Source organism: Paraburkholderia kururiensis (genome assembly GCF_034424375.1).
GTDB classification, from domain to species: Bacteria; Pseudomonadota; Gammaproteobacteria; order Burkholderiales; family Burkholderiaceae; genus Paraburkholderia; species Paraburkholderia kururiensis_A.
The window spans coordinates 1,503,892-1,523,342 of record NZ_CP139965.1 but is presented as its reverse complement, the minus strand read 5'-3'; the positions used below and the strand labels follow the sequence as shown (position 1 = coordinate 1,523,342).

General features: G+C 65.2%; 16 protein-coding genes. 6 read left to right on the top strand and 10 right to left on the bottom strand.

Annotation, left to right across the window (positions count from 1 at the left end):
* Nucleotides 1-19 precede the first annotated feature (19 nt).
* The 5 genes from U0042_RS06870 to deoC all read right to left on the bottom strand — a co-directional run bounded on the left by U0042_RS06870 (nucleotide 20) and on the right by deoC (nucleotide 6,178).
* Complete coding sequence (locus tag U0042_RS06870) at nucleotides 20-1,075, bottom strand: ABC transporter permease (protein ID WP_114812021.1); 1,056 nt, start codon at nucleotides 1,073-1,075, stop codon at nucleotides 20-22.
* A 51-nt stretch (nucleotides 1,076-1,126) separates the two neighbouring features.
* On the bottom strand, nucleotides 1,127-2,116 hold the full coding sequence (rbsK, locus tag U0042_RS06865; RefSeq protein WP_114811928.1) for a ribokinase: 990 nt from the start codon (nucleotides 2,114-2,116) through the stop codon (nucleotides 1,127-1,129).
* Entirely contained in the window at nucleotides 2,113-2,598 is a 486-nt protein-coding gene (locus tag U0042_RS06860; RefSeq protein ID WP_114811926.1) for an RbsD/FucU family protein, read from the bottom strand. The genes rbsK and U0042_RS06860 overlap by 4 nt, the downstream gene beginning before the upstream one ends.
* 86 nt (nucleotides 2,599-2,684) lie before the next feature.
* Nucleotides 2,685-5,108 (bottom strand): aldehyde dehydrogenase family protein, encoded by a 2,424-nt coding sequence (locus U0042_RS06855; protein ID WP_114812020.1) that lies wholly within the window; start codon nucleotides 5,106-5,108, stop codon nucleotides 2,685-2,687.
* A gap of 59 nt (nucleotides 5,109-5,167) precedes the next feature.
* Nucleotides 5,168-6,178 carry a deoxyribose-phosphate aldolase gene (deoC, locus tag U0042_RS06850; protein ID WP_114811924.1) on the bottom strand — a complete coding sequence of 337 codons (1,011 nt, stop codon included), beginning with the start codon at nucleotides 6,176-6,178 and terminating at the stop codon, nucleotides 5,168-5,170.
* Nucleotides 6,179-6,402: 224 nt separating this feature from the next.
* On the opposite strand from deoC, the gene U0042_RS06845 reads away from it, so the two are divergent.
* The gene (locus tag U0042_RS06845; protein WP_198665350.1) at nucleotides 6,403-7,566 is read left to right on the top strand and encodes a porin; all 1,164 of its coding nucleotides are present in this window, start codon (nucleotides 6,403-6,405) and stop codon (nucleotides 7,564-7,566) included.
* A 188-nt stretch (nucleotides 7,567-7,754) separates the two neighbouring features.
* Here U0042_RS06845 and U0042_RS06840 read toward each other — a convergent pair whose 3' ends face one another.
* A complete protein-coding gene (locus U0042_RS06840) occupies nucleotides 7,755-8,501 on the bottom strand; it encodes a glucose 1-dehydrogenase (RefSeq protein WP_114811922.1) in 747 nt (248 codons plus the stop codon).
* A 205-nt stretch (nucleotides 8,502-8,706) separates the two neighbouring features.
* Here U0042_RS06840 and U0042_RS06835 point away from each other — a divergent pair, with 205 nt between their 5' ends.
* Both U0042_RS06835 and U0042_RS06830 read left to right on the top strand, forming a co-directional pair.
* Nucleotides 8,707-9,624 carry a helix-turn-helix domain-containing protein gene (locus U0042_RS06835; RefSeq protein ID WP_114811920.1) on the top strand — a complete coding sequence of 306 codons (918 nt, stop codon included), beginning with the start codon at nucleotides 8,707-8,709 and terminating at the stop codon, nucleotides 9,622-9,624.
* 115 nt (nucleotides 9,625-9,739) lie between these two features.
* A complete protein-coding gene (locus U0042_RS06830; protein ID WP_114811918.1) occupies nucleotides 9,740-10,558 on the top strand; it encodes a 2OG-Fe(II) oxygenase in 819 nt (272 codons plus the stop codon).
* A gap of 127 nt (nucleotides 10,559-10,685) precedes the next feature.
* Here U0042_RS06830 and U0042_RS06825 read toward each other — a convergent pair whose 3' ends face one another.
* Nucleotides 10,686-10,949 (bottom strand): hypothetical protein, encoded by a 264-nt coding sequence (locus tag U0042_RS06825; RefSeq protein WP_157977854.1) that lies wholly within the window; start codon nucleotides 10,947-10,949, stop codon nucleotides 10,686-10,688.
* Between the two features lie 148 nt (nucleotides 10,950-11,097).
* Between U0042_RS06825 and flhD the strand changes: the two genes are divergently transcribed.
* From flhD to U0042_RS06810, 3 genes are all read left to right on the top strand, one after another.
* A complete protein-coding gene (gene flhD / locus U0042_RS06820) occupies nucleotides 11,098-11,418 on the top strand; it encodes a flagellar transcriptional regulator FlhD (protein ID WP_114811916.1) in 321 nt (106 codons plus the stop codon).
* Between the two features lie 29 nt (nucleotides 11,419-11,447).
* Nucleotides 11,448-12,095 carry a flagellar transcriptional regulator FlhC gene (gene flhC, locus U0042_RS06815; RefSeq protein ID WP_114811915.1) on the top strand — a complete coding sequence of 216 codons (648 nt, stop codon included), beginning with the start codon at nucleotides 11,448-11,450 and terminating at the stop codon, nucleotides 12,093-12,095.
* 340 nt (nucleotides 12,096-12,435) lie between these two features.
* Nucleotides 12,436-13,107 carry a response regulator transcription factor gene (locus U0042_RS06810; RefSeq protein ID WP_114811913.1) on the top strand — a complete coding sequence of 224 codons (672 nt, stop codon included), beginning with the start codon at nucleotides 12,436-12,438 and terminating at the stop codon, nucleotides 13,105-13,107.
* Between the two features lie 131 nt (nucleotides 13,108-13,238).
* On the opposite strand, the gene U0042_RS06805 is transcribed toward U0042_RS06810, so the two are convergent.
* The 3 genes from U0042_RS06805 to U0042_RS06795 form a co-directional block, all read right to left on the bottom strand.
* Complete coding sequence (locus U0042_RS06805) at nucleotides 13,239-14,762, bottom strand: efflux transporter outer membrane subunit (RefSeq protein ID WP_114811911.1); 1,524 nt, start codon at nucleotides 14,760-14,762, stop codon at nucleotides 13,239-13,241.
* 49 nt (nucleotides 14,763-14,811) lie between these two features.
* Nucleotides 14,812-17,997, bottom strand: coding sequence for an efflux RND transporter permease subunit (locus tag U0042_RS06800; RefSeq protein ID WP_114811909.1), 3,186 nt, complete (start codon nucleotides 17,995-17,997; stop codon nucleotides 14,812-14,814).
* Between the two features lie 82 nt (nucleotides 17,998-18,079).
* A complete protein-coding gene (locus U0042_RS06795) occupies nucleotides 18,080-19,372 on the bottom strand; it encodes an efflux RND transporter periplasmic adaptor subunit (protein ID WP_114811908.1) in 1,293 nt (430 codons plus the stop codon).
* Between the last annotated feature and the right edge of the window lie 79 nt (nucleotides 19,373-19,451).

Here is a 19,451-nt window from a genome sequence, read left to right as displayed (position 1 = left end):
GCCGTGTGTCGGCCTCGTGTCAGTCGGTCCGCACGCTGTTGCCACCGCTGCCTGCGCTGCGCCGCCAGGGCGCGCCGAAACCGAACATGGACCGCACGCGCGCCTCGCCGGCAAACGCGAGCGAAAGCAGCAGCAGGAAGCCCCAGGCGCAGTCGCCGAAGAACTGCGAAACGCCGAGCAGATTGAAGAGGCTCGCGAGGAACTGCAGCACCGTCGCTGCGAAGAACACGCAGACGATACGCCCATACCCGCCCGCCGGATTCACGCCGCCCATCACCGCAATCAGGATGGCGATGAGCAGATACGAGTTGCCGTAGTCCCACTTCGCGCTCAACGTGTGCGTGACGCTGATGAGCCCCGCCAGCGCCGCGAGCACGCCGCACATGGTGTAGGTGGCAATCAGCATGCGGTCGCGCGGAATGCCGGCGTAGAAAGCGGCCTTCGGGTTCGTGCCCATCAAATAGAGCCGCAGGCCGAACGGCGAGCGCTTCGCGATCCAGCCGAGCAGCAGCACGGCCGCGATGAAGATGCAGAACGAAATGGGCACCTGAAAGACGGTGCCGTTGCCGATGTCCGAGAGCGGTTCGACATAGTCCACGTGCACCGAGGCACCGTTGCTCAGCACCACGGCGATACCCGTGAACAGCAGTTGCGTGCCGAGCGTGCAGAGAATCGGCGTGAGCCGCAGCCGCGCGATCACGATGCCGTTCAGCAAGCCGCCCACGAACCCCATCGCAATCACGATGACGCAGAAGAGCGCCGTGTAGAGCCCCGGCTGGTCGTCGCCGCTCACGACCTTCGGCACCACGAGCGCCGCGATCATGCCCGAGAGGTTCGCGAGCCCCACGCCGGAAAGATCGATGCCGCCGTTGCCCGAGATCATCGAGAGCATGATGCCGAGCGCGAGCAGGCCGAGTTCGGGCAACTGGCCGCCCATGGACTGCAGATTGTCGAGGCTCACGAACTGGCCGTGCGAGAGGAACGTCGCGACCAGCACAACGAGCACGTTCACCGCGAGCAGGAAATTCAGTTGCCGGTCCTTGAGCCACGCTCCCGGCGAAAACGAACGCTTCATCGCAAACCCCACTCCTTTGACGATGACGCCGCGCTTCATGCGCGGCACAGTTCAATGCACGTGTGAAGGCTCGCCGGCCTGTTGAAGGACGCGCGTCACTTCGTCGAGCGTCGGCATGGAAGGCGCCGTGCCCGGACGCGTGACCGAAATGCCCGCGAGCGCGCAGCCGAAGCGCACCGCCGACACGGCATCTTCGCCGCGCGCCAGCGCCGCTGCGAAACCGCCCGTGAAGCCGTCGCCGGCACCGGCCGTTTCCACCACGCGTCCGCACTGAAACGCCGGGATCAGCAGCGACTGCGTGGCCGAATGCAGCAGCGCACCCTTCTCGCCGAGCGTGATGATCGCGGTGCTCACGCCTTTGGCAAGCAGCACGTCGGCGGCACGGCGCGCGTCTTCCACGCTTTGCACTGCGATGCCCGTGAGCGTGGCGGCCTCGGTCTCGTTCGGCGTGATGTAGTCGCACAGCGCGTAGACGTCGTCGTCGAACGGCATGGCGGGCGCGGGATTGAACACCGTCGTCACGCCATGCCGGCGCGCCAGTTCGAGTCCGCGGCGTGCAGCGGCCACCGGCTGTTCGAGCTGCGTGACGAATACGCGCGCGGCAGCGATGTCGGCTTCGATGGCATCCACATCGGCGGCGCAAAGCTGTTCGGCGGCGCCGGCGGCGACGATGATCGCGTTCTGGCCGGTCGCGTCGTCCACGAAAATGTGGGCGGCACCCGTCGATACGCCGTCTGCCACCGCGGGCACCCGCGCCGTGATGCCTTCGGCGGCCCACGTCGAGCGGGCGATGGCGCCGAAGGCGTCGTTGCCGATGCGCGTGCAGAACACCACGTCCGCGCCCGCGCGCGCCGCGGCCACCGCCTGATTCGAGCCCTTGCCGCCCGGCCCCATCTTGAACGCCGTGCCCGCGATGGTTTCGCCCAGCAGCGGCATACGGCTCGCGCGGAACGTGAGGTCCGTCACGTAGATGCCGAGAATCACCACGCGACTGGCGCCCGGTCCACCAGGCCCGCGCGGCTGCGTTGCCGGCGCATTCATGACCGGCTCCCCGCGCCGGGCTGCGACGGGGCGTCGGGCGCGAGCAGCACGCCCTTCTTGAACACGAAACAGCCATAGCCGCGCTGCTCGCCGGTGGCGATCACGCAGTAGGCCGTCCGCGCACGGTCATAGAAGGCAAAGCGTTCGATGGAGGCGAACGGCACGTCGCGCCCTTCGGCCGCGTTCACTTCGGCCTGGGCCTCGCGCTGAACCGCGGGAAGGGTGTTCGGCTCGCCGACCACTTCCATGCGCAGCGCGGGGTGGTCGACGAACGTATCGAGCGGCAGCACCGAAAGCACGGCACGAATCGCGCGCGCCGAATCCACGCCGTCGAGCCGCAGCAGTTTGCCGAGCACCGAGGCGCGCGCCACCGAGTCGGCGGGAAAGTTCGCATCGCAGATCACCACTTCGTCGCCGTGGCCCATCGATGCAAGCGCATGCAGCACGTCGGCACTCAGAAGCGGGTCGAGATTCTTCAGCACGTTTTGTCTCCTACTCTCTGTTCGGTTTATTCAGTCTGTTCGGCAATCACGCGGTACGTCCGGTCTAAGACGCCTGAGCCTGATACTCAGTCTCCGTAAGGAATCCAGACGTTCTTCACCTGCACCGCCTCGTGCAGGAACGGCAGGCCTTCGCTCGCGCGGTCGAACCAATCGAAGACGCGCCCGTGGTCCACGAACGTGCGCTTCAGGTTACCGGCCGACTCGCGCTCGACGAGCGCCGCATGCGCCGCACTGCCGAAGCACCATACCGCGTCCACGTCGTCGTGACGCACGAGCGCCGGCAGCAACGCGCTGCGCTCGCCCGTCACGATGTTCAGCACACCGGCCGGCACGTCCGACGTTTCCACCACCTGGTAGAAGTCCGTCGCGACGAGCGGCGCCGTTTCGCCCGGCAGCAACACGACGCGATTGCCCATCGCGAGCGCAGGCGCGGCGAGCGACACGAGCGCGAGCAGCGGCGCTTCGTCCGGACACGCTATGCCGATCACGCCGAGCGGCTCGTGCATCGCCAGCGCCACGCCGCGCAGCGGCGGCGTGTGCACGGCGCCGTCGAACTTGTCGGCCCACGCAGCATAGGTGAAAAGCCGCGTGATCGCCGCGTCCACTTCGGCATGCGCCGCGGCGTCAGACATACCGTGGCGTTGCACGAGCTGATGGGCGAACTCTTGCGCACGCACGGCCAGGTTTTCCGCGAGGTAGTAGAGCACCTGGGCGCGGTTGTGCGCCGTCGCGTTCGACCACCCTTGCGCCGCGCGCGCCGCGGCCACGGCGTTGCGGATGTCCTTGCGGTTGCCCGCCCCCACCTCGCCCACCACGCGGCCGTCCGGCGCATGCACGGGCAGCACGTAGCCGCTGTCGGGCCGCACCTGCTTGCCGCCGATGAAGAGCTTCGGCGTGCGGTCGATCACGGCCGCCGTCGCGAAGGCCTCACGCTCGCCGTCTTCGTCCGCGTCGTCTTCCAGCGCCACGGCATGCGCGAGAACCGCCTGCTGCTGCGCCGGCCGTTTCGCAAGCGTGAGCCATGCGCGCGGCTGGAGGTATTCGTAAATGCCCTCGCGTCCACCCTCGCGACCGAAGCCCGATTCGCGGTATCCGCCGAAGCCGACGGCCGCATCGAAGAGGTTCGTCGCGTTCACCCAGACCACGCCGCATGCGAGCTTCGGCGCGATGTCGAGCGCGCGGCCGATGGTTTCGCTCCATACGCTCGCGGCGAGGCCATAGCGCGTGTTGTTCGCGAGCGCCACCGCTTCGTCGGGCGTACGAAAGCTCATGGTCACGAGCACCGGGCCGAAGATCTCCTCTTGCGCGAGCACCGATGCACTCGCCACGCCCGTGACGAGCGTGGGCGGGTAATAGCAGCCCTCGGGCGGCATCTCCACGTGCGGCGGCTGCCAGATGTCGCAACCCTCGGCACGGCCGCGTTCCACGAGCGTGCGAATGTGTTGCAGCTGCACGTCGTCCACGATGGCGCCCATGTCGATGCTCTTGTCCAGCGACGGCCCCACGCGCAGCGTCGCCATGCGGCGCTTCAGCTTCTCGACGAAGCGCGCTTCGATGCCTTCCTGCACGAGCAGGCGCGAGCCCGCGCAGCACACCTGGCCCTGGTTGAACCAGATGGCGTCCACCACGCCTTCCACGGCGCCGTCGAGGTCCGCGTCGTCGAATACGATGAACGGCGACTTGCCGCCCAGTTCGAGCGTAAGCGCCTTGCCCGAGCCAGCGGTGGCGACGCGGATCTGCCGGCCCACGTCGGTGGAGCCCGTGAAGGCGATCTTGTCCACGCCGCGATGCTCGACGAGCGCGGCACCCGTGCGTCCGTCGCCGGTCACGACGTTGAGCACGCCCGCGGGCAAGCCGGCGCGCTGCGCGAGTTCGGCGAACAGCAACGCCGTGAGCGGCGTGTATTCGGCCGGCTTGAGCACGACGCAATTGCCCATGGCAAGCGCCGGCGCAATCTTCCAGGCCAGCATCAGCAGCGGAAAATTCCACGGCACGATCTGACCGATCACACCGAGCGGCGCCCACTCGGCGAACTCCGTTTCCTGAAGCTGCGCCCAGCCCGCGTGATGCAGAAAGTGACGCGCGACGAGCGGCACGTCGATGTCGCGCGTCTCGCGAATGGGCTTGCCGTTGTCGAGCGATTCGAGCACGGCGAAGAGCCGGCTGTGCCGCTGCACCATGCGTGCGAGCGCGTAGAGATGCCGCGCGCGGCCCGGGCCGCCCAGCGCCTGCCAGGCGGGCTGCGCGGCACGTGCGCTGGCCACGGCGGCGTCGACGTCGGCCGCATCGCCCTGCGCCACGTGCGCCAGCAGTTCGCCGGTGGCCGGCGCGTGTGTGGCGAAACGCTCGCCTTCAACGGGCGCGCACCATGCGCCGCTGATGAAATGGCCGAACGCGGCCTCGTGCTGCGCGAGCCAGGCGCGCACAGGACCGTCGTCCTCAGGGGCGGGGCCGTAGGCCATCGATGAAAAATACTCCGCTACGCTCATGGTCATGGTGGGTGATTCGGGCAGGCGTGGTGGTCGTGTTCCCATGTTCGTCGTGGCGCTCATGCGAGCGGATGACGATGAAAAGCCGAATAACGGCCGCTCACGTGGTGTTCCAGCTGCCGTTCGATGTCGGCGAGCAGGCTCGATGCGCCAATGCGAAAAAGCGCCGGTTCGAGCCATTCGCGGCCCAGTTCCTCTTTCATCAGGATCTGATACGAGAGCACGGACTTCGCGCTCGACACGCCGCCCGCCGGCTTGAAGCCGATCGCGAAACCGGTGCGCGCCAGGTACTCGCGAATCATGCGCACCATCACGAGCGACACGTCGAGCGTGGCGTTCACGCCTTCCTTGCCGGTGGAGGTCTTGATGAAATCGGCGCCGGCCATCATGCAGACCATCGACGCGCGCGCCACGTTGGACAGCGTGCGAATGTCGCCGGTGGCGAGAATCGCCTTCAGATGCGCGGGGCCGCAGGCGGCGCGAAAGTCGCGCACTTCGTCGTAGAGCGCGCGCCAGTTGCCCGTAAGCACGTGTTCGCGCGTGACGACGATGTCGATTTCGGCGGCGCCGTCGGCCACGGACGCTTCGATTTCCTTGAGCTTCAACTCGTGCGGCGTGAGGCCTGCGGGAAAGCCGGTGGACACCGCCGCGACCGGAATGCCGCTGCCTTCGAGTGCATCGACGGCCGCCGCGACGAAGCGGTGATAGACGCACACGGCGCCCGTCGTGATGCCGGCAGACGCCATGCCGAGCGCTTCCAGAATGTCGTCGCGCACGGGATGCCGCGCCTTCGCGCAGAGCCGGCGCACGCGGCCTTCGGTGTCGTCGCCGTTGAGCGTGGTGAGGTCGATGCAGGTAATGGCCTTGAGCAGCCACGCGGCCTGCGCGTCTTTCTTGACGGTGCGGCGCGTGGCGAGCGTCGCGGTACGGCGTTCCACCGCCGACGCATTCACCCGCAGGCTGTCGAACCAGCCGGCGTCGAAGGGCACGCCGGGGTTGCGTTCGCCATGTGCACCCAGACCGCGATGCAACGCGATGACGGACAGCGGCATAGAGGGACTTTCAGACATCGTCACGACCTGATCTTGTGCAATGCAAAACAGAAGTTGACGGTTTGCTCGCATGCATCCTACATCGACTGATAGGATCGTAACAAGTCGTCGTTACGATTATTTCTTCGCGCTTTCCACGCCTTCCCCCTGCCCATGCCTCGGTGTTTTCACCAGGCCTGGCGCATGCGCGCAGGTCGTGAAAGTGGCGTGAAGGTTTGCCCCCGCGAGAATCCGCCCCATTCATCCATTTCAACGCAGTGAATGAGGAGACGATCGTGAGGAAGAAGCATCTCGCATTGGCCGTACCGGCGGCGGTCGCGTTCGCGGCAGGCAGCGCGCACGCGCAATCGAGCGTCCAGCTCTACGGCCTCATGGACCTGAGCGTGCCGACCTGGCAGTCGCATGCCGACGCGAACGGCAATCACGTCATCGGCATGGGTATCGGCGGCGAGCCGTGGTTCAGCGGCAGCCGCTTCGGGATGCGCGGCGCGGAAGACATCGGCGGCGGCACGCAGGTGATCTTCCGGCTTGAAGCGGAATACCGCGTGGCGGACGGACAGATGGAAGACCCGGGCCAGCTCTTCGACCGCGACGCGTGGGTCGGTCTGCAGAACGGCACGTTCGGCAAGATCACGGCGGGCTTCCAGAACACGATTGCGCGCGATGCATCGGCCATTTACGGCGACCCGTACGGTTCAGCAAAGCTCTCTCTGGAAGAAGGCGGCTGGACCAATTCGAACAACTTCAAGCAGATGATCTTCTACGCGGCCGGCTCCACGGGCACGCGTTATTCGAACGGCCTTGCGTGGAAGAAGCTCTTCAACAACGGCCTCTTCGCGTCGGCGGGCTACGCGTTCGGCAACCAGACGAGCTTCGGTCTCAACTCGGTGTATCAGGGGGCGCTCGGTTACAACGGCGACGCCTTTGCCGTGTCCACGTTCTACAGCCACGTGAACAAGCTGGGCTTCGCGAACCAGAGCTTCTCGGTGGGCGGCAACTACACGTTCGGCATTCTGCGGGCCAACGCCGGCTACTTCCGCTACTGGGGCGATCAGGGCTCGCTCGGCCAACGTCAGGACAACGCATGGACCGTGTCGTTCAAGCTCTCGCCGAAGGGGCCGCTCGACTACGAACTCGGCTACCAGCAGATGCGCGTGCACAACGCGGCGTACAACGCGGACGGCAACATTCCGAACGCGAACCTCGGCACGTTCGACCCCGCCTCGGGGCTGCACAACGGCTTCAAGGAGACGCTGTACGGCTCCGTGTTCTATCACTTCTCGAAGCGCACGGAAGTGTATCTGGCCGGCGACTACATGCGCCTGCACGGCGGCTACACCGTGGGCAGCACATTCGGCTCGAACAACCAGGTGGAAGTGACGGGCGGTATCCGTACGCGGTTCTAAGTACGCGCTTCTAGGTACGCGCTTGCAGGCACACGCCGAAGAACCGTTCATCCTCCACGTGTAGTGGATTGGCGACCCGCATGGGCACTTGCCCTGCGGGTCCTTTTTTTAAGACGGTGGGTGCAACGCCCGGCACAGCGCGTGAACAGCAGACCGCATTGGACTGTGCGCACGCCCGCCGTAAAAGATCAGCGCACGCCGCCGCTCGCGTTCAGATGCTCGCCGGTGATCCAGCGCGAATCGTCGGAAGCGAGGAACACCACGACACGCGCAATGTCGTCGGGCTGGCCGATGCGGCCGAGCGGCGTTTGCGCGAGCACGTTGCTCTCCATGTCCGAGCCGATCACCGAAGCGGCATGCGTGCCTTCGGTCTCGATCAGGCCAGGATTCACGGCATTCACGCGAATCTTGCGCGGGCCGAGTTCCTTCGCGAGCGAACTGGTGATGGCGTCCACGGCGCCCTTCGTGCCCGAGTAGACGGCCGTATATGCCGGCGTGATGCGCGTCACCACCGAACTGACGTTCACGATGCTCGCGCCCTCGCCCAGATGCTTCGCGGCAGCCTTCGTGGTGAGCAGCAGGCCCAGCACGTTGATATCGAACTGCCGATGGAAATGCGCTTCGTCGATCTCTTCGATCGGCGCAAACGAATACACGCCCGAGTTGTTCACCAGAACGTCCAGACGGCCATACGTTTCGACTGCGGTGTTGACGATGCGCTCGGCGTCCGCGGCCTTCGAAACGTCGCCCGCGACAGCCACCGCTTTGCCGCCCGCGGTGATGATGGCGTCCACGACGGCGTCTGCGCCGGCCTTGCTCGACGCGTAATTGACCACCACAGAAGCGCCTTCGGCAGCCAGTGCTTTCGCGATACCCGCGCCAATGCCCTTCGATGCGCCGGTCACCACGGCGACTTTGCCAGTCAGCTTGCTCATGATCGTTTCCTTCAAAAATGCGTAAGTGGGTACAAGGAACGCGATGGGTTCCGTGCATATGCAGTAAGACGGTGTGAATCTATCCCGGCCCGGGTCTGGGATAAACGTGCTGAGAGCGAATACATTGGCCGGATGAGACAAACAATCGCCGGCCGGGAGGCGGCACGTTTCGCACATGCCGCACGCAACCATGACCTGCAAGGTAATGGACCCACCGCGGGCTTTGGCTATCATCGCGGCCATGAGCACACTGACCTCCGTCCCGCTTCGCATGTCGACTTCGCAACCGGCGGCCGCGAGCCGCCCGGTCGGCGAACTGCTGCGCGAATGGCGCCAGCGTCGCCGAATGAGCCAACTGCTGCTCGCCACCGAAGCCGAGATCTCCACGCGCCACCTGAGCTTCGTCGAATCCGGCCGGGCGCTGCCGAGCCGCGAGATGGTCATGCATCTCGCCGAGCGGCTCGACGTGCCGCTGCGCGCACGCAACGCGCTCTTGATCGCAGCCGGTTACGCGCCGCTGTTTCGCGAACGGTCGCTTTCCGATCCGCAGCTTGCCGCGGCGCGCGAAACGGTGGAGCGGGTGTTGAAGGGGCACGAGCCGTACCCCGCGCTCGCCGTGGACCGGCACTGGACCATCGTCGCCGCGAACGGGGCGCTCGCGACGCTCGTGGCGGGTGTCGACGCGGCGCTGCTCGAAGCGCCTGTGAATGCGCTGCGGTTGTCGCTGCATCCGCAGGGCGTCGCGCCGCGCATCGTCAACTGGCATGCATGGCGTGGGCATCTGCTGGCCCGATTGCAACGCCAGGTGGAAGCGAGCGGCGACGCCACGCTCGCCGCGCTCCATGAGGAACTCGCGGGTTATCCGGCCCCGCACGGCACGCCGCCCGCCGACGACGAAGCCACCACCGCGTTCGACCAGATCGCCGTGCCGCTGCGTGTCCAGACAGAGCTCGGCGTGTTGTCGTTCTTCAGCACGACCACGGTGTTCGGCACGCCAGTCGATATCACGGTCTCCGAACTGGCCATCGAAGCGTTCTTTCCTGCCGACCCGCAAACAGCCGAGGCGCTGCGAGCCCATGCGGCGCGGCCAGCGAATCCGGCGGATGAGTGCGATGGTTCGTGACGCGCCGCCGCGGCGCATAGCGGGCGTACGCCCCATCGAATGAAACCGCAAGCCGCGGAGCGTTTCGCGCATGCGGCGTGCGTAGAGTGGTTCATGGCCTCACAGGAGTACGCACATGAACCGCTTCGACTCGCAACTTCCCCTGCTCGACACGCACCACGATCCCGCACGATCGGTTGCGCCGGACGATCACGACGCGCGGCGCCCCCATACGGCGACCTCCGCTGCGCCCCTTTCTCGACGCATCGAAACACTGGACTGGGGCGGCATCACGCAGACGCTCGACGAATACGGCTATGCCGTCGCGCCCCAATTACTGACGTGCGACGAGTGCGAGGCGCTCGCCGCCCTCTATGACCGCGACGAGCGCTTTCGCAGCCGCATCGTGATGACCCGGCACGGCTTTGGCCGCGGCGAGTACCAATACTTCCGCTATCCGTTGCCGCGCCTCGTCCAGCAGTTACGCACGAGCCTCTATCCGCATCTCGTTCCGATTGCCAACCGCTGGAACGAGGTGCTCGGCATCGACGTGCGCTATCCGGCCTCGCACGCGGAATACATCAAACGTTGTCACGCCGCCGGCCAGTCGCGCCCCACTCCGCTGCTGCTTCGATACGGGAAAGACGACTACAACTGCCTGCACCAGGACCTGTATGGCGAGCACGTGTTCCCGTTACAGGTGGCGGTGCTGCTGGCCGAGCCCGGCCGTGACTTCACGGGCGGCGAGTTCGTCATGACCGAGCAGCGGCCGCGTATGCAGTCGCGCGTGCAGGTGGTGCCGCTGCGCAAGGGCGACGCGGCCATCTTCGCCGTTCACCATCGGCCGGTACGGGGTGTGCGCGCCGCGTACCGCGTCAATCTCCGGCACGGCGTGAGCCCGCTGCGCTCGGGCAGACGACACACGCTGGGCGTGATCTTCCACGACGCGACGTAAGACATTCGAAAGAAACAGATGCGCGGCCCGCCGGTTGTTACAAACGGCGGCCGAGAACCGTTACAAATGCCGGCGCCAAGCTGTTACAAACGGCGGTGAAATGTAACGCGTCCGTATGTCGCATTTTTTACCGCAAGAGTAAACCCTTCGCTTTATTCATATCAAAAGCGGAATGGAATTTCGGGCCGCCGCGGGAGCGTCGCCGGAAAGTTGCTTCAATCAGTGGATACCCTGTCGCAGCAAGGCTTTGAGGCCGGCACAAGGCGCCCGCCGGTCGCTCGGCGCCGCCCAATAAGGCATGTTGCGAAATTATGAAAAAATTACTGATCGACAGTCGGTTTTTTTCCACATTTTTTTTGATCGGCCATTGCTTTTTGACATTCGCCCCCATACAATTCGCTCCAAGCTGTTACGAGTTGTAACAAGCTGTATCAAATAGACAGATATCGCCGAAGGTCGTTACAAGACCAGGCGGGGGCAGAAAAGACATAACGGCGAACAACGCCGGCAGTTCAATCGGGGCTTCGGAAAACTGAGAAATGGACCGTAGCAGCGAGACGCTGGAGTCAATCCGCGAAATCAATTTGTCGTACATCATGCTTGCGCAACGTATGTTGCGTGAGGACAAGGCAGTCGGCATGTTCCGGCTGGGCTTGTCGTCGGAGCTGGCCGATCTGCTTGCCGGGCTGTCGCTCGCACAGATCGTCAAGCTGGCCTCCTCCGACCAGCTTTTGTGTTTCTTCCGCTTCAACGATCACGCGATGCTGTCTGCGCTCACGCAGACGACGCGTCACGCTGACGTTGCTTCGACGCATGCCGCCATCCTGCTCGCGGGTCAATCCGCAGAGCAGTTCGCCTGACAGGGACCGCCATGCAAGCAGAAGCCACTATGCTCAAGGCTGCGCCGAAGCGCAGCCTCACTGAAGACGCACAGGAAGTGTTCCGCGCGATCGCCTTGATCGAACTGGGCGCCCGCATGCAGGTGCTGGAAAGCGAACTCACGCTTTCGCGCGACCGCATGATCCGCCTGTACCGTGAAGTGAAAGGCGTGTCGCCGCCCAAGGGCATGCTGCCCTTCTCGGCGGACTGGTACATGACGTGGCTCGCGAACATTCACGCGTCGCTGTTCTACAACACGTATCTGTTCCTCAAGAACGAGGCGCGTTGCTCGCACCTCGACGCCTTGACGAAGGGCTACCGGCTGTATCTGGAACACTGCCGCCACAGCGACACGGAAGCCGTGCTGGATCTCACGCGTGCCTGGACGCTCGTGCGCTTCTTCGACGCCGGCATGCTCCAGCTCACGCCGTGCTGCCGTTGCAGCGGCAAGTTCGTCGCGCACAAGCACGACCTGCAACACAACGTAGTATGCGGCGCCTGCCAGCCGCCCTCGCGTGCAGGCAAGACGAGGAAGGCCGCCGTGGCGCGCCGCAACGTCTGCGAAGACACGGTCATGGCCGACGACGCCCTGCTTGCTGAAGTGACGGCGCAGGCCCATGCGCCGGTTGCGCAAGCACGCGTCGCAGAAGCGGCCTAGCGGATCAGGAAGAAGGCCCGCAGGCCCGCCCATTTCTCACCGTTTCATCGGTTCATTTCGCGGCCCGCCTCCATGGCGGGCCGTTTTGTTTTTAGCGTCGCGCGCCTCGCTTCCCTCCCCGCCGATCGGTACTTCCCCTGGCCTTTCTTGCAACGCGTCGATAGCGAACAGAAGGTTTCGTTTCGCTACGATCCCGCAAACGCAAGGCCGTTCGCGGCCTCACAACAACTCACAACAATAAAGACACCGGATTCCTTACTTTTTCACTTCAACAATGTTTCGTTCTCCTTCGTCGGCGTGCAACGAAAGGAGGACGAAATAACCGGTGCAGGGACGCAAGATGAAAGTACTGCTCGCAGAAGACAACGAATCGCTGAGCCACTGGCTGCTCAAGCTGCTGAAGGAAGAGCGCATGGCCGTGGATCGTGCGGCGGACGGCGATGCGGCCGACCAGCTTTTGCACACTGAACAGTACGACGTCGTGCTGCTCGATCTGCAACTGCCGAAGATGACGGGCAAGGACGTGTTGCGCCGTCTGCGTGGTCGTCGCAACAACGTGCCGGTACTGGTCGTCACGGCGAGCGGATCGATCGACGAGAAAGTGGAGTGTCTCGGGGCCGGCGCCGACGACTACATCGTGAAGCCGTTCGAAACGCGCGAGCTGGTGGCACGCATCAAGGCGCTCGCGCGCCGCCAGAACGGCGAAAAGCACACGGACTTCGCCTGCGGCGACCTCACCTACAACACGGACAGCCGCCAGTTCCGCATACGCGGCGAGCCGCTCTCGCTACGCCCCAAGGAGCATTCCATTCTCGAAATGATGATGCTCAAGTGCGGCAAGACGCTCTCGAAGTCGGCGCTGATGTCAGGCGTGTACGCACTCGAGGAGGAGTCGAGCGAGGACGCCATCGAGATCTACGTGCATCGCATCCGCAAGCGGATCGAGCACTGTGACGCGACCATCGTCACGTTACGCGGCATCGGTTATCTGCTTCAGCAGAAGAAGTCGTAAGCCGGAGCGGCGAACACATCGGCCACACATCGGCCCGTTGGTGCGCTTAAAACAAAGGCCGTGCACGTCGGCTGACGACATGCACGGCCCTACGTTCCCTACGTTGCTTTGCCTGAATCGCTTAAAACAGCTCAGCGTTTGGCCATCTGCTGCGTGTCTTGCGCGGCCCCCTGCTGAGGCGAGGCGTTGCCGATCTTCGTATCGTCACCCCAACCGCCGCCCAGCGCACGGATCAGGTTGACCGTGGCCACAGCCTGCACGCCCTGAAGCTGGCTTGCCTGCACCTGCGAGACCAGCACCGAGCGCTCGCTGTCGATCACGTTCAGATAACTGACCTGCCCTTCCTCATACTGCGTGCGCGACAGATGCGCGGCCCGCTGCGACGCGTTCACCGCATCGTTTTGCGCCTTCATCTGATCGTCCAGCAAGCGCAGGTCGGACAGGTTGTCCTCCACTTCGCGGAACGCCACGAGCACCTGCTCGCGGTATTGCGCGACCTGTTCGTCGTACCTCGCGCGGGCCTGGTCGAGACCGGCCTGGCGGCGCCCGCCGTCGAAGATCGGCAGCGTGAGCGCCGTGCCCGCGAACGGACCCAGCAGGAAGGTGCGCGTGGACCACTTGAACAGATCGCCCAGCGTCGCCGACTCGTAGCCGAACGAACCCGTGATGTCGAGCTGCGGGAAGAACGCGGACTTCGCGAGCCCCACGCGCGCATTCGCCGCGGCCATCGCGCGCTCGGCGGCGGCGATGTCGGGCCGGCGTTCGAGCAGCGCGGACGGCAGGCCGGGCGGAATGCGCACCGCCACGGGGGCAAGCGGTGTTTCGGGGAACGAAAAGTCCGCGGGCGCCTTGCCGAGCAGAATCGCGAGGCTGTGTTCCGACGCCGCACGCTGACGCGCCACGCCCACCGCATCGGCCTGTGCCGTAGCCAGTTCGTTGCGTGCCTGCGAAACGTCGAGTTCGCTGATGTCGCCTTCCTTGAAGCGACGCTCCGCGAGCTTGAGCGCGTCCTCGCGCAGCGCCACCGTGCGCCTGAACAAATCCACCTGCGAATCGAACTGACGCAACTGGAAGTAGTTCTGCGCGACGTCCGCCTGCAACGCAAGCTGCACCGAGCGGAACAGCGCCTCGCTCTGCTGCGCATCCGCGCGTGCCGCGTTCACGTTGGAGCTGACGCGGCCGAACAGATCGGCCTCATACGAAACGGTGCCCTGCGCGCGCCACAGCGTCTGCGTCGGCACATTCCGGTCGTCGGGCAGGAACTGCGAGGCCGGCGAGAGCCGTTCGCGTGTGGGGCCAAAGCCCGCATCGAGCGACGGGAACCACGATGCGCGCGCCGAGCGCGTCACGGCACGCGCCTGCTGCACGCGCGCCGCCGCCGCCTTCAGGTCCTGATTGGCCGCCGCGGCCTGCTCTTCCAGCTGGTTCAGCGTGGCGTCGCCGAACACGCTCCACCACTCGCCGCGATGAGCGTCGTCGGCCGGCTGCGCGGCCTTCCACGTGCCGGCGTCTTTTGCGGCGATGGGCGCTTCCTTGAAGGCCGCGGGCGCCGCCGCGTCGGGGCGCTTGTATGTCGGCTCCACCGAACACGCGGCGAGCAGCGCGACGAGCAGGCCGCTGACCGCAACCCAGCCGAGCCTGCCGAGCCCCTGCATGCCGGCAGCGCCGCCTATGAATCCACGATTTTTCATTATCAGGTTCTCCTCAATCCATCGCGGGCAGCGCGGAGCTGCGCGGCGAGTCCTTCTGCGCCACGTGGATCGTGCCGCCTGCCAGCATGCGCAGCACCACGTAGAACACCGGCGTCAGCATCAGGCCGAACAGCGTCACACCGAGCATCCCGAAGAACACCGCCACGCCCATCGCATGGCGCATTTCCGAACCTGCGCCCGAAGAGAGCACGAGCGGCACCACACCCATGATGAACGCGATGGACGTCATCAGGATGGGGCGCAGCCGCATGCGGCTCGCTTCGATAGCCGCGGAAAGCGGCGAGTGTCCGTCGTGCTCCAGCTCGCGTGCGAACTCCACGATCAGAATGGCGTTCTTCGATGCGAGGCCCACCAGCACCATCAAACCGATCTGCGTAAAGATGTTGTTGTCGCCTTGCGTGAGCCACACGCCCGCGAGTGCGGACAGCACGCTCATCGGCACGATCAGGATCACTGCGAGCGGCAGCGTGAGGCTCTCATAGAGCGCGGCCAGCACGAGGAACACCAGCAGCACGCTGATCGGGAACACCCAGATGCCCGAGTTGCCCGCAAGAATCTGCTGATACGTGAGGTCGGTCCATTCGAACTTCACGCCGCGCGGCAGCGTTTCGGCCGCAATGCGTTCGGCTGCTTCCTGGGCCTGCCCCGACGAGAAGCCAGGCGCCGGGCCGCCGTTGATGTCCGCCGCGGTGTAGCCGTTGTAACGCACCACCATTTCGGGGCCATACGTGGGCGACACGGTGACGAGCGACGACAGCGGCACCATCTCGCCCGCGTTGTTGCGCGTCTTCAGTTGCAGGATGTCGTCCGCATGCTGACGGAACGGCGCATCGGCCTGCACCCGCACCTGGTACACACGCCCGAACTCGTTGAAGTCGTTCACGTAGAGCGAGCCCAGATAGATCTGCATGGTGTCGAACACGTCCGTCACCGGCACGCCGAGCTGCTTCGCCTTCACGCGATCCAGGTCCACGTTCAACTGCGGCACGTTGATCTGGTAGCTCGAGAACGTCGGGCCCAGCTCAGGCGTAGCCGATGCCTTCTTGATGAAGTCCTGCGTCGCCTTCGCGAGTTCCTCGTAGCCCACGGCGCCGTGGTCCTCCAGCTGCATCTTGAAGCCGCCCAGCGTACCGAGGCCCAGCACCGGCGGCGGCGGAAACACGGCCACGAACGAACCCTTGATGCCCGCGAATTTCTGGTTCAGCGCGCCTGCAATGGCACCTGCCGAGAGCGCCTTGCCCTTGCGTTCGCTGAACGGCTTGAGCGTGACGAACACGATGCCCGCGCTCGAACTGTTCGTGAAGCCGTTCACCGAAAGACCCGGGAACGCCACGGCGCTTTCCACGCCGGGCTGCTTCAGCGAAATGTCGCTCATCTCGCGAATCACGTTCTCCGTGCGGTCCAGCGACGCGCCGGTCGGCAACTGCGCAAACGCCACGAGGTATTCCTTGTCCTGCGCGGGCACGAAGCCGCCCGGCACGATGTGCATGACGAACACCGTCGCGCCGAGAAGCACGGCGTAGACCGCGAGCATCGCGCCCTTGCGCTTGAGCACGCCGTTCACGCCGCGGCTGTAGTTCTCCGCGCCGCGATGGAACACCTTGTTGAAGCCGCGGAAGAAGCCGCCCAGCAAGCGGTTCATGATGCGCGTGAGCCAGTCTTCCTTCGCGCCGTGGCTACGCAGCAGCAGTGCCGACAGCGCCGGCGAAAGCGTGAGCGAGTTGAACGCCGAGATCACCGTGGAAATGGCGATCGTCATCGCGAACTGCTTGTAGAACTGGCCCGTCAGGCCCGTCATGAATGCGAGCGGCACGAACACGGCCACCAGCGTGAGCGCGATCGCGATAATCGGTCCGCTCACTTCCTGCATGGCGCGATACGTGGCGTCGCGCGCACTGAGTCCGCGTTCGATGTTGCGCTCCACGTTCTCCACCACCACGATCGCGTCGTCCACCACGATACCGATCGCGAGCACCATCCCGAACAGCGAGAGCGCATTGATCGAAAAGCCGAACGCGAGCAGCAGCGAGAACGTCCCCACGATGGAGACCGGCACCGCAATGAGCGGAATGATCGACGCACGCCACGTCTGCAGAAACACGATCACCACGATCACGACGAGCGCGATGGCTTCGAGCAGCGTGTGCACCACGGCCTCGATACTCGAGCGCACGAACTGCGTCGGGTCATAGACGATCTTGTAGTCCACGCCCGCCGGGAAGTCCTGCTTGAGTTCCTTCATCGCGGCGCGCACCTGGTCCGAGATCGCGAGCGAGTTCGCGCCCGGCGCCTGGTTGATGGCCAGCGCTACAGCCGACTTGTTGTCGAGCAGCGAACGCAGGCCGTATTCGGACGCACCCAGTTCGACGCGCGCGATGTCACGCAGATACGTCACGCCACCATCGGGCGCGGTCTTCACGACGATGTCGCCGAATTCCTTCACCGTCTTCAGGCGCCCGCGCGCATTCACCGAAAGCTGCAACGGCGTGCCGGGCAGCGTGGGCGATGCGCCGATCACGCCGGCCGCCACCTGCACGTTCTGCTCGCGAATCGCGTTCACCACGTCGTTCGCCGTCAGGCCGCGCTGCGCGACCTTCTGCGGATCGAGCCACACGCGCATCGCGTAGTCGCCCGCCCCCCACAGCTGCACCTCGCCCACGCCCTGAATGCGCGCGAGCCGGTCCTTCACGTTGAGCAGCGCGTAATTGCGCAGATACGTCATGTCGTACTGATCGTTCGGCGAGATCAGGTGCACCACCATCGTGAGCGTAGGCGAGCTCTTGATGGTCGTGATGCCGAGCCGCTGCACGTCTTCGGGCAGACGCGGCAGCGCCTGGTTCACGCGGTTCTGCACGAGCTGCGTGGCCTTGTCCGGATCGGTGCCCAGACGGAACGTGACCGTGAGCGTCATGTTGCCGTCGCTGTTGGCCTGCGACTGCATGTACAGCATGTTCTCGACGCCGTTGATCTGCTCTTCGAGCGGCGAGGCCACCGTTTCCGCGATCACCTTCGGGTTCGCGCCCGGATACTGCGCGTGCACGACGACCGACGGCGGCACGACCTCGGGATACTCGGAAATGGGCAGCTGGAACAGCGCGATCACGCCGGCCAGCAGAATCACGACCGACAGCACACCCGCGAAGATGGGCCGGTCGATGAAGAATTTCGATATGTTCATGGGTGGCTCTGAATAAGGGAGAGCGTATGTGCGATGCGGGCGACGTCCTGCTTGCGCCTGCCATGAGCGGGCATTGCGTACGTCATGAGTTCTTCGCCTGCTTCGTCGCGTTGGCTGCGCCGCCCTGGTTCGCTCGCGGCTGCGCCTGCGCTTCGCTTTGCGTCGGTTGCTTGCCTTGCGTGCCGGCTGTGCCTGCAACCGGCGCGCTGTTCGGGTCGCCGTCGCCCGTCATGGGCACCATGTGCGCTCGCACTTCCTCGCCGGGCCGCACGCGCTGCGTGCCGTTCACCACGATGCGCTCGCCCTTCTTGAGGCCGCCCGTAATGACGCGCAGGTTGCCCTGCTGGCCACCCAGCTGCACCGCGCGATACGCGACGTGATTGGCGCTGTCCACGACGAAGACGAACTTCTTGTCCTGGTCGGTGCTGATGGCGGCGTCGTCGATGAGGAGCGCCGGATGCGGCGCGCTGCCGCTCACCTTGATGCGCGCGTAGAGGCCGGGCAACAGCGTGCCGTCCGCGTTGTCGAAACGCGCACGCACGCGGATGGTGCCCGACGACGTATCGAGCCGGTTATCCACGGACTCGATCGTGCCCGTGCGCGAGTAGCCCGTCTCGTTGGCGAGGCCGAGTTCCACGGGCACTTTCGTGCCGCCCTTCACGTGGCTGATGTAGTCGAGATACGTCTGCTCGTCGGCGTCGAACGAGGCGTAGATGGGCGACACCGAAACGAGCGTGGTGAGCGGAGCCGCATTGGCGCCGGCCGACACCACGTTGCCCAGCGTGATTTCCGCGCGCGACACGCGACCCGACACGGGTGCCACGATGCGCGTATAGCCCAGATTGATCTGTGCCGCTTCCAGCGCCGCCTGCGCGGCCTTCAGGTTCGCGCTCGCCTCGCGGGCGGCGTTCTGCTTCTGGTCGTAGTCGCGCTTCGCGATGGCGTTGTCCGTGATGAGGCGCTGTGCGCGTTCCCAGTCGCTCTGCGCATAGCCGGCGCCTGCCTGCGCCGCGGCCAGTTGCGCGGCGGCGCGATCCACTTCGGCCTGATACGGACGCGGGTCGATCACGAACAGCGTGTCGCCCTTCTTCACGAGCGCGCCGTCCTTGAAGTTGACCGACACGATGGTGCCCGACACCTGCGGGCGAATGTCCACCTTCTCGATGGCCTCGAGCCGGCCGGAGTACGACTGCCAGTCGACGATGTTGCGTTCCAGCACATTGGCTACGTCGACTTCGGGCGCCATGGCCGCCTGCGACTGGGCCGGCGCGTTGGCATTCCCGCGCATAGCGCCGACCGTGCCGAGTCCGGCAACGACCACAAGGGCAACCACTGCAACGATGATTCGGGGGCGAGACAACGGAAAGACAGACATAGTGGGCTCCAATGCGATGGTCGTTTCAATTCGTATTCGGTGGGTCGTTCGCGCACATTCCTTCAGCGAGCGGTTCTGC

Excerpts from the sequence above, each read along its gene's own strand:
- U0042_RS06870 (WP_114812021.1), bottom strand. The coding sequence starts at position 1,075 with ATGAAGCGTTCGTTTTCGCCGGGAGCGTGGCTCAAGGACCGGCAACTG.
- rbsK (WP_114811928.1), bottom strand. The coding sequence starts at position 2,116 with ATGAATGCGCCGGCAACGCAGCCGCGCGGGCCTGGTGGACCGGGCGCC.
- U0042_RS06855 (WP_114812020.1), bottom strand. The coding sequence starts at position 5,108 with ATGAGCGTAGCGGAGTATTTTTCATCGATGGCCTACGGCCCCGCCCCT.
- deoC (WP_114811924.1), bottom strand. The coding sequence starts at position 6,178 with ATGTCTGAAAGTCCCTCTATGCCGCTGTCCGTCATCGCGTTGCATCGC.
- U0042_RS06840 (WP_114811922.1), bottom strand. The coding sequence starts at position 8,501 with ATGAGCAAGCTGACTGGCAAAGTCGCCGTGGTGACCGGCGCATCGAAG.
- U0042_RS06835 (WP_114811920.1), top strand. The coding sequence starts at position 8,707 with ATGGACCCACCGCGGGCTTTGGCTATCATCGCGGCCATGAGCACACTG.
- U0042_RS06830 (WP_114811918.1), top strand. The coding sequence starts at position 9,740 with ATGAACCGCTTCGACTCGCAACTTCCCCTGCTCGACACGCACCACGAT.
- U0042_RS06825 (WP_157977854.1), bottom strand. The coding sequence starts at position 10,949 with ATGGGGGCGAATGTCAAAAAGCAATGGCCGATCAAAAAAAATGTGGAA.
- flhD (WP_114811916.1), top strand. The coding sequence starts at position 11,098 with ATGGACCGTAGCAGCGAGACGCTGGAGTCAATCCGCGAAATCAATTTG.
- flhC (WP_114811915.1), top strand. The coding sequence starts at position 11,448 with ATGCTCAAGGCTGCGCCGAAGCGCAGCCTCACTGAAGACGCACAGGAA.
- U0042_RS06810 (WP_114811913.1), top strand. The coding sequence starts at position 12,436 with ATGAAAGTACTGCTCGCAGAAGACAACGAATCGCTGAGCCACTGGCTG.
- U0042_RS06805 (WP_114811911.1), bottom strand. The coding sequence starts at position 14,762 with ATGCAGGGGCTCGGCAGGCTCGGCTGGGTTGCGGTCAGCGGCCTGCTC.
- U0042_RS06800 (WP_114811909.1), bottom strand. The coding sequence starts at position 17,997 with ATGAACATATCGAAATTCTTCATCGACCGGCCCATCTTCGCGGGTGTG.
- U0042_RS06795 (WP_114811908.1), bottom strand. The coding sequence starts at position 19,372 with ATGTCTGTCTTTCCGTTGTCTCGCCCCCGAATCATCGTTGCAGTGGTT.